The organism is Thalassolituus sp. UBA2590 (assembly GCF_002339775.1).
Lineage (GTDB): Bacteria > Pseudomonadota > Gammaproteobacteria > Pseudomonadales > Oceanobacteraceae > Thalassolituus.
Genome location: NZ_DDKU01000038.1, coordinates 1 through 16,056, shown reverse-complemented (window position 1 = coordinate 16,056; position 16,056 = coordinate 1). Strand labels below are relative to the sequence as shown.

Below are 16,056 nucleotides of genomic sequence, written 5' to 3'. Positions count from 1 at the left end.
CAAAACTGTGGGACAGCAGTGCCGCAGTGCGGGGCTTTTATTTTTCAGGACGCGCCTCTGCTTTAATTAACGATCGTTGTCGACCTTCCAGCTGCTCATCATTTTCTTCATTACTTTTGGAATAACGGTCAGATTAAGACCAATCCATTCAAACGCTGACCGCGGTTTCGCGTAGGCAGTCATTTTCAGCATGGTTTCGTAGGTCGCTTCGTCGAACGGGAACCACCAGGCGTTGTTTTTACTCAGTGTCGGTAAAATATCCCAGTTCACGATTTTTGATTCAGCCACTTCAAGTAAACCGAGGGCGCCATGTGTACGACCAATACCTGACTCTTTCGGGCCACCCCATTCGGTGTTGCTTAATCCATGGGTATACAGATGGTCGTTGACGGTAACCGCACCAGCGTGAAGCTGTTTGGCAACTTTTTTGCCGTGCGCGTTATTACGAGTCCAGACCGATGCTGTCAGACCGTACTGTGATTTATTCGCCAGTTCAATTGCTTCCGCCTCAGAGCTGACTCTCACAACAGGCATAAATGGCCCGAAGATTTCGTCCTGCATGAACTCCATATCAGGGGTCACGTCAGTCAGTAGGGTCGCAGGGAAGAAATAACCATTCTGGTTGCCGACGGCCTGAGACTGAGCTGCGATCTGAGCACCATTATCCAGCGCCATCTGAAGCTCTTTCTCGAGCTGCTGGAACTGCTTTTCGGTGGTTACTGAACCCATATCAGCGTCATGGCCGTTATCACCGTGGCGCAGTGCTTTGGTCTTAGCAACGGCCATTTTGATGAAGTCGTCATACACTTTTTCGTGTACATAAACCCGCTTCACGCCACCACATGACTGACCCGCGTTCTGGTAGGCAGCCCACATGCCACCGTTTACGGCACGTTCGATAGGTGCATCTTCAAGAACGATCATGGCATCGTTACCGCCAAGCTCAAGACTACACGGTACAAGATACTCTGCACATGATTTCATAACCTGCTTACCCGCGAAGGTAGAGCCGGTGAAGAATATTTTATCCGCGCCGTTCTCAAGCATGGATGAAAGAACTTTTGAGCCGGAACCAACAACATGAGTAAACAGGCCATCAGGTAAGCCTGATGCTTTAACGACGCGCTCAATGGCTTCGCCGACCATAGGCGTCTGGGCAGCCACTTTAAGCACAACTGCGTTACCTGCCATCAGGCCCATAACAAGCTCACCAAACGGGATGCTGAACGGGTAATTCCATGGGCTGATGATGCCGAGTACACCGATTGGCTGAAAAACGCGCTTCGACCATTTGTTGAAGAACATCATGGACGCAGGAGGGAGCAGTTCATCTTTGAGCACTTTAGGCGCGTTTTTTGCGTACCAGGTGCAGCTCATGATGGATGGAATAACTTCAGTATTCAGGGCATCAATTTTCAGTTTGCCATTGTCCTGGCTGATGATGCCAGCAAGCTCATCTGCGTTATCACGAATGTAATCTGCCATTTTCAGAACGTAAGATGCACGCTCTTTATAAGAAGTCTGTGCCCAGATTTTCTGAGCATCGCGTGCGCGATTAAACACCGTGGTGAACTCTTCCTGAGTTGTCAGTGGCAGACGACCAATTTCTTCAAGAGTCGCTGGATTAATACTGACTTCATACGCCACGTCTGGATTGGCTACATTCATGGTGAAATACCTGTGCGGGTTTCTGTAACTTTTGACGGCCAGATGTTAGCACAGTAAACCCGGCGCTGAACAAGTCGGTTCCGGCCTTGCAGAGCAGGCTAAATGAGCCCGTCTGTCGCTATGTCACTCGGAAGAGACGCCTTGGGAACGGCGACTTACGACGCGCAGCCTCAGCAGCAGACAAACTGCTGCACAGCTTAGGCCGGCAATGAGTCCGATCCAGAACCCGGCGGCCCCCATCGGTTCTGCGAGCCCGTAAGCAAGGTACCAACCGGTACCAAAGCCAATGATCCAATAAGACAGGAAGGTAATGAGCATGACTACGAAGGTATCTTCGTAGGCCCTGAGCGCGCCAGCAGCAGCGATCTGAATTGCGTCGGGGATCTGGAATATCGCCGCGTAAATCAACAGGGCAGCACCGATTGAGACCACGGCTGGGTCTGGGGAATAAAGATTCGCGATAAGGCCAGCGCCAGACAGAATGACTGCGGCATTAAAGAGAGCCAGCAGCAGGTTGAGCTTTACTCCCAGCCAGGCACACTGTCGAGCAGGGCTGAGCGCTCCTTCGGGTGCATTGTTCTGCTGGCCGAGATGGTGCCCCACTCTGACTGTTAACGCCATGCCAAGGCTGAGAGGCAGCATAAAGGTCACCGAAGAGACGTTCAGTGCTACCTGATGACCTGCGACGACGACGGGACCTAAGTCGGTCAGGAAAAGGGCAATAACGGTAAACAGGCTGACCTCAAAAAATATGGCCACACCGATGGGAAGTCCAACACGGCTCAGGCTTTTTACATGGTCGGTGACGGTTGAGCGATAGAATGACAACAGGCGTATGCTTTGCTCGGCCCGATAGCGTCGGCAGTCCCATTGCAACGCCCAGGTCATAAAGCAGACGACGATCGCGCTTCCGATGCCGCAACCGATACCACCCAGTTCCGGAAGGGGCCCCCAGCCATAGATCAGTGCCGCATTCACCGGAATATTAAGTATCAAACCAATCAGCATGATGCGGGTAACGTGATGGGCCTGGTCAACAGCTTCAGCATGGAACCTGAGTGCGAGGAATATTCCGGATATGGGCATCGCGGTTGCGATGGCCAGTAGATAGTATTTCGCAGTTGTTGCCGTATGCGCATCGTCAATCCAATAGGGAAGAGCTACAGCGATGGCGGCAGTAATACCGCCGAGAATGACGCCCGTCAGAAGCCCGAGCGATATGCCCGAAGCCAGCAGGGATTGTATGGCGGATGACGCCGATGGACCTGAACGTGCTTTGGCGACGGCCGGTGAGAGAGCAACGAGAACGCCTGCGAGAAATAGCCATATTGGCGTCCAGACGGCACTGCCAATCGCGACGGCGGCGAGATCACGGGTGCTCACGTATCCCGACATGACGGTATCAATGGTGCCCATACCGACCTGCGCGAGCTGTGTAAGAAGAATCGGGCCCGTAAGTTTAAGAATCGCTTTGAGGTCTGATGCTGGTTGCTGGCGGTAAGAGGTAGAGTGTGCGGTAGACATAGCGAAACAGAGGCTGAACCGTATAATTGACAGGCGCGGCTATTGTGCCTGTGCTTGATATTGAATAACAGAAAGAAAATGAACCTGCTAAAACAACCCGACGTCATCGAACTTTTGCCGGCCGATCTCGTATCTATTTTTGATCGGCTTTTCAGCGTCTCTGAAAACACTCGCCTGGTCTCAGGTGGTGGTGAGCCTGAATATCTCCCAGCGGATACTGAAGTGCCTTACCATAGGGTTATTTTCGCCCACGGCTTCTACGAATCTGCGCTGCATGAAATTGCACACTGGTGCATTGCGGGCGCTGAAAGGCGTAAGCTAGTTGATTATGGTTACTGGTATGAGCCCGACGGCCGTTCTGCCGAACGACAGCGGGAGTTTGAGCAGGTCGAAGTAAAACCTCAGGCATTGGAGTGGATACTGTCAGAGGCCTGCGGACGCAAGTTCCACATCAGTACTGATAATCTGGATGGCGACCCCGATGCGGTGGAGCTGGGACGCCAAAAATTCCGTGGTGCCGTAGTCAAACAGGCGACATGGTATCTCAAAAACGGGCTGCCAGAGCGTGCTGAGATACTAAAAGAGGCGCTATTGGATTATTATCACCGCCATACACTATTTGGTACGCATCTGTTTGTGCCAGAAAATATCTGAACGGAGATAGGTTTGTTAAAGAAACTGTTCAAATCCAACGCCTCAAAGCCGGCGCCGGAATCGAAGAAGCCCGCAGCTGCTAAAAAGGCCCCGGCTCAGAAAAATAAGCCAACGCAAAATGCCAAAAGTCATGGCTCTAAGCGCAACGCTGGGGGTGATAAGGCCACGGCACAGAATAAAAAGCCTAAGAAAGAAGTGATCGAGACTCCATGGAGTCTCTCGGATTTCAAAGTTGAGCCTCAGGAAGGAAAAACCCGTTTCCACGATCTTCAGCTGCCTGATTCTGTGATGCGCGGTATCCATGAGTCCGGGTTTCAGTATTGCTCACCGATTCAGGCGGAGAGCCTGCCTGCAGCGCTGACAGGTCGTGACATGATTGGTCAGGCGCAGACTGGTACGGGTAAGACAGCCGCCTTTCTGCTGACGATTTTCAACCGTCTCCTGACAGTTAAGCCGGAAGAGCGCTTCGCCAGTGAACCTCGTGCTCTGATTATTGCGCCCACTCGTGAGCTGGCACTGCAGATTGGTAAAGATGCGGAAGCACTGGGTAAATACACCGGTCTGAATACTGTCACCGTTGTCGGTGGTATGAACTATGACTCGCAGCGCAAAATGCTGCGGGATCATGTGGTCGACGTACTGGTAGCGACACCGGGCCGTCTGATCGACTTTATGCGGAGTCAGGATGTGTTCCTGGATCAGGTTGAAGTGCTTGTCCTTGATGAAGCTGACCGCATGCTCGACATGGGGTTCATTCCTGATGTGAAGCGGATTGTCCGTGGGACACCGCCAAAAGAATACCGTCAGACCCTGCTGTACTCCGCAACTTTCAATTTTGATGTGCGTATCCTGATTGATCAGTGGACCACGAACCCGATGAAGGTTGAAATCGAGCCGGAGCAGGTAACGACTGATCGTGTTGATCAGAAACTATATCTTTGTGCCGACTCAGACAAATATAGCTTGCTGGAGCGGGTCCTGAACGAAGAGAAGCCAGAGAGACTGATCATCTTCGCCAACCGTCGCGACCTGACCCGTAATCTGTGCGATAAACTGAACAAGAACGGCCACGTTGCTGTTCTCCTGTCTGGTGAAGTCAGCCAGGACAAACGGGTCCGTACACTGGAGCGTTTCCGTGACGGACGGGTAAATATCATGGTTGCCACAGACGTTGCTGGTCGCGGTATTCACGTTGACGGTGTCAGTCATGTTATTAACTACACCTTGCCGGAAGATCCGGAAGATTACGTTCACCGTATCGGCCGGACGGGCCGGGCAGGTGCCAAAGGTGTATCGGTGAGCTTTGTGTCAGAGGATGATGCGTTCGTACTGCCGGACCTCGAAAAATACCTCGGCACCAAGCTGGAACTGACGCAACCCTGAGGATTAAGGCTGGGTATGTGCTGGCGGGTATTTCTGTCTTTCGTACTATTGGTTCCAGTGACCTACGCGCTGGAACCGCAGGACGCAGCAAGTTATTTTGCTATCGAGGCGGTAACGCCTCAGCAGGCTGAACTGTGCCTGGAATCTATGAGGTCCCCGCTGATTCATAACAGCGAAGGCGACCATGTGAATTCGTACTATTACTTTGGCGTTCACAATGATCGGACACTGATTGGTCTTGAGCGGGTAAAGGGGGCGGATTATTCCCAATATTTCAGCTTGCTGGTGTTTGATCAGACCACGTTGCTTGGCTACTACCGCAATATTGCCAGCCTACCGCTTTTTATTGAGCCGGATGGGCAGCTATCCTTTCCGCGCGGTGTTGAACTGGCGGACACCATATACATTGATCAGGATGAATTTCCGGCTCTTTGCCTCGCCGGGCAGCCATGCGTCGATTGGGTATCAGTCGGTACGCGGTGTGAGCTGAGCGCGGATTGATTGCTCCAACCAGCTCGGATCGTCCGCGGGTAAGTCGTGCCCCGCAGAAGGGTGTGTGAACAAAGGCTTCTTCCAGCGATGCGCAATGCGCGCTGTACACCCCGGTTTAACTAACCTGTCGCCTGCCGCATTGTAAAAGAACACGTCATGGACTGGGGCACTGGTCGGGCCTTTGTAGCGACTTGCGGCGATCAGTTGCACGAATACGTTACGCCAGCGCAGCGGGTGTTCATCTGCAAAACGAACCCATGGGGCAGATTCACCAGCGGTAAGTGCGCGGTTTATGGTCAGATCAAAAATGGTCCGCTCGAGTCGCAGGCGGTCGCCAAAACAGAATAGCAGCCTGAAAAATGACACGGCCGTCATACGCTCCCACGGATAAGACATATTGGCGAGGCTGGTATTGATCAGATGGAGTGATTCAATCTCGTCTGGGTACTGGCGGGCCCATTCTGCAGCAATCATAGCCCCCATAGAGACAGCAATTACCGTTATCGGCCCCTCGTGCTCAGCGCGAACCTGTGCGCGAATGTTTTCCATCATAGACGGAATGTCAGAAGGGGTTGTCTGGGAGTACTGATAGCCATTGCCTGGCAACTCAGGTTGAATAACCTGAAAGTCCTCTGCAAACCTCTCCGGAAATTCCAGCCAGTGATAACGGCTGCGGATCAGGCCCCGAAGAAAAACGAGTACAGGTTTATCAGAGGACGGCTTCAAGCGTTTATCCTGTTACCAGATACGGAAGAAGCGGTGGACGCTGAACTGAATCAGAGTGCCTGCATCGAAGTCGCCACCCAGATTAGTGCGTTCCAGGGTCAGGCGGTAATCCCAATGATTCCAGGTTCTGGCGGCTCCTACTCGGAAGTGCCAGTAATCGTCAGCCGTCGAGCTGCCGAAGTTCGTCGTTTCGTCGGTACCGTCTAAGCGATGATTGGCGCCGTAGAGTTCGATTGAAAAAGACCCGGTCTGAAAGGTGTAGGCTGTTTCGAGGGTATGCAGGTTGTATTCGCTGCCGTAATAACCGTCTGCCGCCCGGTATCCCAGAGTCAGGTTGTTGTCCCACAACAGACGAAGTGCTGTTTCGTTGTATGCATCACCTTTTTCTTCAGCGTCACCATGGAAAGTGAAGCGCGTCAGGCTGGCATCAACAGACCATGCTCGCCAGAGCGGCAGGTTAGCACCGCCATACACATCCCATTCGGAGTGCAGGCTATCTGCGCTGCCGTGGTCTACGTTACTGCCCCAGGCGCCAGCATAAAACCCTGAGTTATGGGTGGCCGTCATGCCTGCCTGCCAGGCGGCTTTGCCACTGGTCTGGCTTATGCCGTCACGCACAAATTCAGAGGTGACCCCAAGGTCGGCGGTAACATCAGCCAATGCGGCATGGTGACAGGTCAGTAAAGCGGCTGACGTGAGTGATACAAGCAGGTATTGCAGACGTGGCATAAGGTTACGAAATCCGTCAGATACATCAGGCGCCTAGTGTAGCGGAAGCGGCGCTCGCTTCACACTGCCGGTGTGATATTTCCGCTCATTCCCGGATACCAGCGTTCAAGTGCAGACTGAAGGGCTCTCGTCTGATCTGCCGCTGATTCAGGCGCCCACTGCGGCATGGTCCGAGCAGCAGACATCAGAAAGTCGAACAGAACCAGATGCCGACGCAGAATCCGCTGTTGGCGATGGGGTAATACCGGGTTAAATAAACCGTGATAACGCAGGAGGTGTCGTGGGTTTTTCTTAACCCAAAGCCAGGAACCCATTTCCAGAGTGATAGGAATAAAACAACCTTCTGGTTGCATGGCCCGGTAATCATCGTAGAGGTAATCCCACATATCACCGTTGGTGGTATAGCTATGCGCCTGCGGCTCAAACAGATACTGCTCGTGGCTGGGGAAACTGTGTTCAAACAGCTCAGTCAGCGTATGAGCAGCGCCTATTCCGGGCCACGGGGCAGTGCTTTTAGCGTATGGGAACCAGAGTCGGTCGCGGGTGCCGAAGCCCGAGTGGCAATCAAGGCTGATGCAGTATTTCTGATCGCGCAGAGCATGATGAATGGCGTCGCTTAGCGCTTGATTCTCGGGCTCCATCGGGCGGCCAGGTTTGCCGCGGTACCAGGGCAGAGCGGAACTGATACGTTGGCCGCCCACCAGCCATGGGGTGTTGCCCTCGGCTTCGACCGGCGCATTGCGCATCAGATCCACACCGTTAGGGTTGCAGCGCGTATTCTCAGCCATGCCACCCGGGTTAACGATAGGGATGATTAATAGCCTGAGGTGTTCAAGTTGATCGCGAATAACAGGGTCCCAGTGCAGACGACGCACCAGGCTCTTCATAAATGACAGAATGACCTGGGTGCCAATGCGTTCGACGCCATGCACACCGCCAACCAATGCCAGCACGGGAGCATCTTTAGCAGTACTGCCCATTTCAAGAACATAGAAAGGAAGATGTTCACCCTTGTGCTGTATGTGAGCAGGTACACGAATCCGCATGTACTGTTTGCCCTCTTCGATGAGGGACTCAAGTTCTGCCAGTTCTGGCAAAGCCGCGTTAAGGCGGGAAATGCGTTGAATCACGTTGAGGTGAACCTTATGCTCTTTGGCCTTTTGACTATATCTAACAGGTTACACCGCCAATGAGAAGCTTCCAGTCAACACCGGTGGACATGCCTGACAAACTGCGCGTTCGTCGTTGGCTGACTACTATCTGGCCCTTTCTGCTGGAGTATCGCGGTCGGGTCATCGGGGCGATGATTTGCCTGTTGTTGGCCAAGCTGGCCAGCGTGGTTATGCCATTTTTGCTCAAGTATCAGGTCGATCATCTGGATGCAGCTGGCACCATTGGTGAGAACTGGTGGGCGGCGTTCCCGCTATTACTGTTGCTGGCTTATGGCACCGTGCGGTTTATGACCGTGTTTGCCGGGGAGCTCCGCGATCTGCTGTTTGGTCGGGTCGCAGAGCGGGTGATGCGCAGAATGTCACTGGCGTTGTTCCGGCATCTTCACAGCCTGAGTCTTTCGTTTCACCTGGATCGTCAGACGGGTGCATTGCAGCGTGATATTGAGAGAGGGACTAACGGCATTTCGTTCCTGATGCGTTTTCTGATTTTCAATATCCTTCCGACATTTCTTGAACTCGGTCTGGTTATCGTTCTTCTCTTGATTAACTACCCGCCTGTGTTTGCTGGGATCACCCTGGTGGCCGTTATTCTGTACGTCGGCTATTCAGTGAAGGTCACGGAGTGGCGTACGCGCTATGTGCGGGAAGCCAATCAGATGGACTCATCAACGCATGCCCGGGCGCTTGATAGCCTCCTCAACTATGAGACGGTTAAGTACTTCACCGCAGAAGAGCGGGAGTCGGCTGACTACGACGGATCACTTGCCCGCTGGGAAAAAGCCCGACGCATGAACCGCTTGTCGCTGTTTACTCTGAACAGTGGTCAGGCGCTTATTATTTCAGTCGCCATGGCCTGCATGTTGATGTCAGCAGCACACTATGTGCTCACCGGGGAGATGACGTTGGGTGATTTCACGCTGGTGAATGCCTTTATGTTTCAGCTCTTTTTGCCTCTGAACTTCCTTGGCTTTGTTTATCGCGAGATTAAGGCGTCGGTCGCTAATATTGAGAGGATGTTTGTTCTGCTCGATGTTGAAACCGACGTGCCCGATAACGCCACCAAATGCCTGAATGTGACTCGCGGTGAGGTGGTGTTTGATCGGGTAGGTTTTGATTATGGCAACGGTCGGCAGGTGCTTAACGATCTGAGCTTTTCTGTGCCTGCAGGAAAGACGCTCGCGCTTGTTGGCGGCAGCGGCGCGGGTAAGTCAACGATAACCCGGTTGCTGTTCCGTTTTTACGATGTGACATCCGGTCAGATACGTATTGATGATCAGGTTATAACCGATGTATCTCAAACGTCGTTGCGGCAGGCCCTGGGCATCGTTCCGCAGGATACCGTCCTGTTTAACGACACACTCAGAAATAACCTGCTGTATGCCTGCCCGGATGCCAGCGAGACAGACCTGCAGGACGTTGTGCAGATGGCAAGTCTGGACAGGCTGGTTGCAGAAAATCCAGCCGGTCTGGAAACCGTCGTGGGGGAGCGAGGGTTAAAGCTGTCTGGTGGTGAAAAACAGCGCATTGCCATCGCCCGAATGCTACTTAAAAGACCCGCCATTATGGTCTTTGATGAGGCGACCTCGTCGTTAGATTCTGAAACTGAGCGCAGCATTATGAAAGAAATTCGCAGAGTGTCCGAAGGGCATACCGCGTTAATCATTGCGCACCGCTTATCGACGGTTGTCGATGCCGATGAAATTGCGGTTCTCGAAAACGGACAGATCGCAGAACGTGGCAACCACAGAGAACTTCTGGCAAAGAACGGTCGTTACGCGGCGCTATGGCAGGCTCAACAAGCCTCTGGGGAGATTGGCTGATGCATCTGCTGTTAATCGATGCGATGAATCTGATACGCCGGGTCTATGCTGCGGTGGAAGACTCTGAGTTTGCGGCTGAAGCAACCCGCAATAAAGTGATCGATATCATTGGTGCCAACGTCCGGGGGCGCAAAGCCACGCATCTGTTGATGGTGTATGAGGATCAGGAGCCGACCTGGCGCCACCGCATCTGGCCAGAGTATAAAGCCGGGCGTTCGCCCATGCCTGAAGCGCTGGCCAATGATCTTTCTGAGATGCGAGCGGATCTTGAACGCAGCGGTATTCATAGTTACCGCATGTCGGGCTGGGAAGCGGATGATGTGGTTGCAACGGTGGCGGACCGGGCTGCCCGTAGCGGCCTTCAGGTAACCATTCTGTCGACCGATAAAGGCTTCTGCCAGCTGGTGTCAGAACGTATATCTGTACTTAATCACTTTGATCGATTTCTCTGGAATGAAGAAGCTGTGCACCAGCGCTGGGGACTGGCACCTGCTCAGTTGACCGACTATTGGGCTCTGTGCGGTGATCAGACAAATCATTTGCCGGGCGTGCCGGGCATCGGTAAGAAGGGCGCCGCTCAGGTTCTTGATCTCTGTGGTAGCCTGGATCATGCGATCGGCTGGCCAGAGGTATTGCCCGAACGTCTTTCAAATGCGCTGGAACAGGGCATCCCTTCGGCGATCCGGACTCGTGTTCTGGCGACCCTTCGAACCGACCTCGAGTTAGGGATCAGTCTCTCTTCATTGAGGGCAAAGTCGTGATCGGCTAAACTTGCCCGCCATTTTGACAGGCCTCAGCGGAGCAGATATGTCTTCTCAGATAAAAGTTCGTGGATTCCATATTGATGTGTACCAGCACGTTAATAACGGGCGCTACATGGAGTTTCTGGAAGAAGCTCGTTGGGAGTTTATGGATCACACTGGCTTTGCCGAAAAAATCGCTGCGCTTGGGCTTTCGATGGTGGTGGTAAATACTAATATCAACTACCGCCGCCCTGCGGTTATCCATGATGTTCTGGACCTCGGGATTCGTGTGGCAAAAATTGGCGGCAAAAGCGCGGTTTTTGAACAGACAGTGACCCGTCAGAAAGATGGGGCGACTGAGATGGTGGTCGATGCCACAGTGACCTTTTGTGTGATGGATCCGGTGGCCGAAAAGGCTGTCCCGCTCGAAGGCGAGATTCGGACCATTCTTGAGCAGGTTGCAGAGGAAGCCGGGGCATGAATCTTGATGACGTGATGGCAGAGATTAATCAGTTCCTGCTATGCCCAACACCTGGCGCATGGATTGATGTTGCTCTCGAGAATCAGGAATTACTGCTGATCGACCATGCTAACTGTGAGAAAAAAGCCGCTTCGACAGCAATGAACCTTCTGTACCGCTACATTGATCGCGATGACCTTCTCAAAAAAATGAGTCAGCTTGCGCGCGAAGAGCTGCTGCATTTCGAACAAGTGGTTGGCATCATGAAGGACCGTGGTGTCAGCTATCGTCACGTGTCGTCGTCACGCTACGCTTCTGGGTTGCGCGAACTGGTTCGTAAGGGCGGAGAGGATGAGCTGGTCGATGTGCTTATCTGTGGCGCTTTAATCGAAGCGCGTTCCTGCGAACGGTTCGCGGCGTTGGTTCCGCACCTCGATGACACCTTGGCCAAATTCTATCGATCTCTGCTTCGCTCAGAAGGTCGTCATTACCAGGATTATCTGGAGCTTGCCAGACAATATGCGGGCACAGATATCCAATGGCGGATTGACGAGTTCCGTGAAATTGAGCGTGAGTTGATTCTTAGCCCGGACCCGGAATTCCGTTTCCACAGTGGCGTTCCTGCCGCCGCTTAATCCTGACAGGCGCGAATGATCTTGATGCAGATGTCAGTTTCGCGCTGATACGTCGCTTCATCAATAGCGCCAGCCTTAAGGTCCCGGCTGGCTTGCTCAAGCCGCGCCTCTGCGTCTTTTAAGTCGGTAAACATGCGGTTGGCTTCAAGTGCTTTTAAGGTTACTGCTGCAGTCATGGGTGGGCTCCTCAGGACGTTCTGATGTCACAATCAAACTAGACTCCCTCTCAGAACTGCACCAGTAGCTATCGTTCCTAAGACCTGCAATGATTACAATTTCTTTAACAGAGTGATCGCAAAGTGAACAAACTCCCGTTAGATGGCGCAATCTGCGCCGGGCATTCATTGGACACCCGGCAGGTAGCTGGACTGGCTACCTACGATTGCATTGAGGGTGAGGGAGAACCGCTTCATTTTCTTCACGGCAACGGTTTTTGCGGACTCACGTTAGCTCCCCTGGCAGAAGAAATTACAGATGGAAGTCAGCCCCTGCTGTTCACTGATTTACCAGGACATGGCGCCTCAGGGGGGCCGGATGTCAACGCACAGCCAGACTGGAATGATATGGCTGACCGCGTTGCAAACAGTATCGCCGCTCGCATTGACAGGCCAGTAACGGGGATAGGTCACAGTATGGGGGGGGTGGTGACGCTGCTTGCCGCAGCGCGTTATCCTGACTTGTTTTCCCGAGTTGTGTTGCTCGATCCGGTTCTGTTCAGCCGCGAAGTTATTTTTTACCAAAGACTGATGAGAAAAACAGGGCTGTGGCAACGAACGTCTCTGGTACGCTCGGTCGCCCGGCGTCGTTCGGACTGGCCGTCTGTGGATGCATTGAAAACAGACCTGTCGACCAAGTCGCTATACCGGAACTGGACTCCTGGAGCACTGGACGCATTTGCTCACTACGGAACTCGTACAACCGAGGCAGGTGCACTAACACTGGCCTGCGACCCTCGTTGGGAGGCCTCCATTTTTGGCTCTTACCCGCGTGGTCTCTGGCAGGCAGTCAGAACGGTCAGTGTGCCGGTCGATATTGTTGTCGCCACACGTTCATATCCATTTATCCGTCCAGCAGTAAAGCGTGCCGTGGGCCGGAATAAGCGTATTTCGCAACATGTATTTGATGGTGGTCATTGCTTTCCTATGGAAGCGCCAGAGGCCGCAGCGGTGCAAATTAATGACATATTGGTCGATTCCGGCCGGGGGCTATGAAAACCTTTGTCAATTTGCGCGCTCTGGGCTAAGGTGGTTTTTACTTGGGCAATTAAGTGAGTTTCGAGTAGGACCCTATGAACATGGAGATTCAGGCAGCCTTAGATGTTGCCGATGAGACTGATTCCTTCCTGCAGATCACGGATGTGATCTACGACAAAGAAGCCGAGAATGGCTATGACTCCCTGAATGAAGCAGAGAAAACTGTCTTCTGTCTCGATCAGTTGCTGAGAGAGATGGAGAACGGTGGTTTCGTGCAGTTCGTTCACCACGAAGCAGGCGCTAAAGCGGAAGACACGCTCGAAGCACTTGAGCGTATTAAAGCGCCAGTGTCGGCTGGTCTGCTTGACCAGATAGTCGATCTGTTTCCTGATCGTAATATTCCTTCAGATGAAGATGATCGCATTGATGCTTTCGATAATATCGAAAGCGAACATGCTGATAAAATCGCAGCTCTGGATGATCGTTTCTACGACAGCGGTGAAAATCTGGTCGGGTTGACACTGCGATTTGTTCAGAAAAACCTGCGTGAGTTTCACTGATCAAACAGGTGGCAAGGCTGTTTATGAGGAGGGGCGCTTGGGTCAGTATCGGCGCGAGTTGAGGCTTATCTTGTAATATCGAGGGCAAACGCTGAAACTATGTAGCAGCAATAAAGGGATTGCCTATGATTATAAAAATGGTCTCATCGTGTTTTTTGTGTACAGCGCTGGCTCTCTCTGCCTCCGCTGCATTCGCAGATGTAAAGCTCAAAGGTGTATCTGTACCAGAAGAGGTTACTTTTTCTGGTCACACTATGGTTTTAAATGGTGCCGGTGTTCGGTCTCGTTTTTTCATCGATGCGTATGTCGCCGCATTGTACCTCCCGGAAGTTTCGACTGACGCAGACGGGATTCTTGCCTCCGGAAGTCCGCTGGATATCCGTGTCGTTATTATTTCGGACCTGGTGACCGCTGATCGTTTTGCAGAGTCTGCAATGGACGGCTTCGTCAGATCTACCCATGGTGACCTGGGTCCGATACGTCCTCAGGTTGAAACTATGATCAAAACCTTCCGGAACTCTTTGTCGGTCGGCGATGTCTTTGATCTGGTTTATAACCCCGACGCCGGAACCGAGATTTATCGTAACGGTGAGCTTCTTGAAGTTGTTGAGGGGCTGGATTTCCGTTCTGCAATGGCTGGTATCTGGCTCTCTGATGACCCGGTGCAGACCAGTCTTCGGGAAAAAATGCTGGGTCTTTGAGCCGGAACAGGGCTTTGAGTGCAGAAAATAGTGCAAAGGATTGCTAAATGACAGAAACAGAACTCACGCGCTCGGGAAGCGATCTGTTACCTGACGAAATACCCGTTCTGGTTGTTGATGACGACCAGTCGGTACTCGATGTTACGAGTCTTGTTCTGTCCCGCTACCGTTTTGAGCAGCGACCTGTCACGGTCATTCAGGCCAGGTCTGCGGCGGCAGCGAAAGATATTCTGTCATCCCGCGATGATATTGCAGTTCTGTTTCTCGACGTCGTCATGGAAGAGGATGATGCCGGCCTTAAACTGGTTGAATGCATTCGCGAAGAACTCAATAACCAGAAGATCCGGGTTATTCTTCGTACCGGTCAGGCTGGTTTCGCGCCAGAATATCGGGTTGTTCAGAATTACGATATTAATGACTACCTCGCCAAAAGTGAGTCCACGCAAGAGCGTCTCTACGTTTCCCTGACGACAGCGCTTCGAGGATACCGGGATATTCTGTTGTCCGAACATTTTGCCACGCTGGCGATGAATGCTGAACGTGAGCGTGAACTTGTCAGCGAAGCTCTGGAAGAAAAATCGCGATTCCTTGCACACCTCAGCCATGAGGTACGTAATCCTCTGACTGGTATGGTTGGCATTATTGAGTTGCTCGGCGATGCGGATGAAACGGAGCGTACAGAGTTGTTGCAGGGGCTCGAATTTACGACACAGACTCTGCTGGGTGTAGTTGATGACGTGCTTGATGTGGCTAAAATTGAAGCGGGTAAGTTCCGACTGCAGGAATCCGCATTTAATGTTCGTTACTGGCTGGAAAAAACAGCGTCAACCTACGAAGCGATTTTACGCCAGAAAGGAATTCGTCTGGCGTGTGAAGTTGCTGAAGATATTCCCCTCAACCTGATTGGTGATCAGGCCCGGTTGCGTCAGGTTTTATCTAATTTTCTCAGCAATGCTGCGAGATTTACGCCTACGGGTGGCCAGGTCGCGGTGCGACTGAATGGAGCCCGAAATGGTGAGCAGTGGACCCTGTTTGTATCGGTCAGTGATACAGGGATCGGTATTGCGCCAGATCGTCTGACTTCTGTGTTTAAGCCCTATGTTCAGGAGACTGCAGCTACTGCAGAAGTGTATGGTGGAACAGGGCTTGGCCTGAGTCTATGTCATGACCTGGCTTCACTCATGGGTGGGAGTGTCGGTGTGACCAGTCGTCAGGGAAAGGGGTCGACGTTCTGGCTGGAGGTACCGCTTGGCATTGATAGCTCGCTGGTTACGGGGAGCCAGGACCGGCCGGCTTATAAGGTTCTCGTGTGTGAAGACGACGCAACCAATCAGAGAACCATGCAGGTAATTCTGGAAAAAAAAGGTCTGGACGTTGATGTCTTTGATAACGGCCGGGAGCTTATCGACAGCGATGCGTGGCGAATGGCTGACGCGATTATTATGGATTGCCATATGCCAGAACTTGGCGGTATGGAAGCAACTAGAATTCTCCGCTCAGAAGGTAGCGAGCTGCCCGTATTGGCGCTAACTGCTGGAGTGTCTGACGCCGAGCGGCAGGACTGTCTGGAGGCTGGTATGGATTGTGTTATCAGTA

General features: G+C 52.6%; 17 protein-coding genes. 11 read left to right on the top strand and 6 right to left on the bottom strand.

Translation table 11 applies throughout. The features are described 5' to 3' along the window. Positions 1-66 precede the first annotated feature (66 nt). Positions 67-1,668 carry an aldehyde dehydrogenase family protein gene (locus B2067_RS03540; RefSeq protein ID WP_301387465.1) on the bottom strand — a complete coding sequence of 534 codons (1,602 nt, stop codon included), beginning with the start codon at positions 1,666-1,668 and terminating at the stop codon, positions 67-69. 123 nt (positions 1,669-1,791) lie between these two features. Next, positions 1,792-3,192 carry an MATE family efflux transporter gene (locus B2067_RS03535; protein WP_301387464.1) on the bottom strand — a complete coding sequence of 467 codons (1,401 nt, stop codon included), beginning with the start codon at positions 3,190-3,192 and terminating at the stop codon, positions 1,792-1,794. 78 nt (positions 3,193-3,270) lie between these two features. Between B2067_RS03535 and B2067_RS03530 the strand changes: the two genes are divergently transcribed. The 3 genes from B2067_RS03530 to B2067_RS03520 are packed head-to-tail and all read left to right on the top strand — an operon-like array spanning position 3,271 to position 5,730. Beyond that, the gene (locus tag B2067_RS03530) at positions 3,271-3,846 is read left to right on the top strand and encodes an elongation factor P hydroxylase (protein WP_068435889.1); all 576 of its coding nucleotides are present in this window, start codon (positions 3,271-3,273) and stop codon (positions 3,844-3,846) included. Between the two features lie 12 nt (positions 3,847-3,858). Next, positions 3,859-5,229, top strand: coding sequence for an ATP-dependent RNA helicase RhlB (gene rhlB, locus B2067_RS03525; RefSeq protein WP_414716522.1), 1,371 nt, complete (start codon positions 3,859-3,861; stop codon positions 5,227-5,229). A gap of 15 nt (positions 5,230-5,244) precedes the next feature. Further along, complete coding sequence (locus tag B2067_RS03520) at positions 5,245-5,730, top strand: hypothetical protein (protein WP_068435884.1); 486 nt, start codon at positions 5,245-5,247, stop codon at positions 5,728-5,730. Here the strand turns inward: B2067_RS03520 and B2067_RS03515 are convergent. Genes B2067_RS03515 through B2067_RS03505 form a run of 3 tightly spaced genes read right to left on the bottom strand, consistent with a single transcriptional unit; the run spans position 5,695 to position 8,306 of the window. Continuing rightward, complete coding sequence (locus tag B2067_RS03515; RefSeq protein WP_068435882.1) at positions 5,695-6,447, bottom strand: alpha/beta fold hydrolase; 753 nt, start codon at positions 6,445-6,447, stop codon at positions 5,695-5,697. The genes B2067_RS03520 and B2067_RS03515 overlap by 36 nt on opposite strands. Before the next feature lie 12 nt (positions 6,448-6,459). Beyond that, positions 6,460-7,176, bottom strand: coding sequence for a TorF family putative porin (locus B2067_RS03510; RefSeq protein WP_068435880.1), 717 nt, complete (start codon positions 7,174-7,176; stop codon positions 6,460-6,462). A gap of 59 nt (positions 7,177-7,235) precedes the next feature. Then, positions 7,236-8,306: a DUF2817 domain-containing protein gene (locus B2067_RS03505; protein ID WP_301387463.1), complete on the bottom strand. Its 1,071-nt coding sequence runs from the start codon at positions 8,304-8,306 to the stop codon at positions 7,236-7,238. An 89-nt stretch (positions 8,307-8,395) separates the two neighbouring features. On the opposite strand from B2067_RS03505, the gene B2067_RS03500 reads away from it, so the two are divergent. The 4 genes from B2067_RS03500 to B2067_RS03485 are packed head-to-tail and all read left to right on the top strand — an operon-like array spanning position 8,396 to position 12,006. Then, complete coding sequence (locus B2067_RS03500) at positions 8,396-10,168, top strand: ABCB family ABC transporter ATP-binding protein/permease (RefSeq protein WP_301387461.1); 1,773 nt, start codon at positions 8,396-8,398, stop codon at positions 10,166-10,168. Beyond that, positions 10,168-10,929, top strand: coding sequence for a 5'-3' exonuclease H3TH domain-containing protein (locus B2067_RS03495; protein ID WP_273087354.1), 762 nt, complete (start codon positions 10,168-10,170; stop codon positions 10,927-10,929). Before B2067_RS03500 ends, B2067_RS03495 begins: the two co-directional genes overlap by 1 nt. Positions 10,930-10,975: 46 nt before the next feature. Then, entirely contained in the window at positions 10,976-11,392 is a 417-nt protein-coding gene (locus B2067_RS03490; RefSeq protein WP_301387460.1) for an acyl-CoA thioesterase, read from the top strand. Continuing rightward, on the top strand, positions 11,389-12,006 hold the full coding sequence (locus B2067_RS03485; RefSeq protein ID WP_076514798.1) for a tRNA-(ms[2]io[6]A)-hydroxylase: 618 nt from the start codon (positions 11,389-11,391) through the stop codon (positions 12,004-12,006). The genes B2067_RS03490 and B2067_RS03485 overlap by 4 nt, the downstream gene beginning before the upstream one ends. Here the strand turns inward: B2067_RS03485 and B2067_RS03480 are convergent. Then, positions 12,003-12,182, bottom strand: a complete 180-nt coding sequence (locus B2067_RS03480; RefSeq protein ID WP_068438634.1) for a hypothetical protein — start codon at positions 12,180-12,182, stop codon at positions 12,003-12,005. The genes B2067_RS03485 and B2067_RS03480 overlap by 4 nt on opposite strands. Before the next feature lie 123 nt (positions 12,183-12,305). Here B2067_RS03480 and B2067_RS03475 point away from each other — a divergent pair, with 123 nt between their 5' ends. From B2067_RS03475 to B2067_RS03460, 4 genes are all read left to right on the top strand, one after another. Further along, entirely contained in the window at positions 12,306-13,217 is a 912-nt protein-coding gene (locus B2067_RS03475; protein ID WP_301387457.1) for an alpha/beta fold hydrolase, read from the top strand. A 77-nt stretch (positions 13,218-13,294) separates the two neighbouring features. Continuing rightward, positions 13,295-13,759: a DMP19 family protein gene (locus B2067_RS03470; protein ID WP_084188703.1), complete on the top strand. Its 465-nt coding sequence runs from the start codon at positions 13,295-13,297 to the stop codon at positions 13,757-13,759. Between the two features lie 125 nt (positions 13,760-13,884). Then, positions 13,885-14,460, top strand: coding sequence for a chalcone isomerase family protein (locus tag B2067_RS03465; protein WP_084188705.1), 576 nt, complete (start codon positions 13,885-13,887; stop codon positions 14,458-14,460). Positions 14,461-14,507: 47 nt separating this feature from the next. Next, a partial coding sequence (locus B2067_RS03460) for a response regulator (protein ID WP_301387456.1) occupies positions 14,508-16,056 on the top strand: 1,549 nt, incomplete at its 3' end.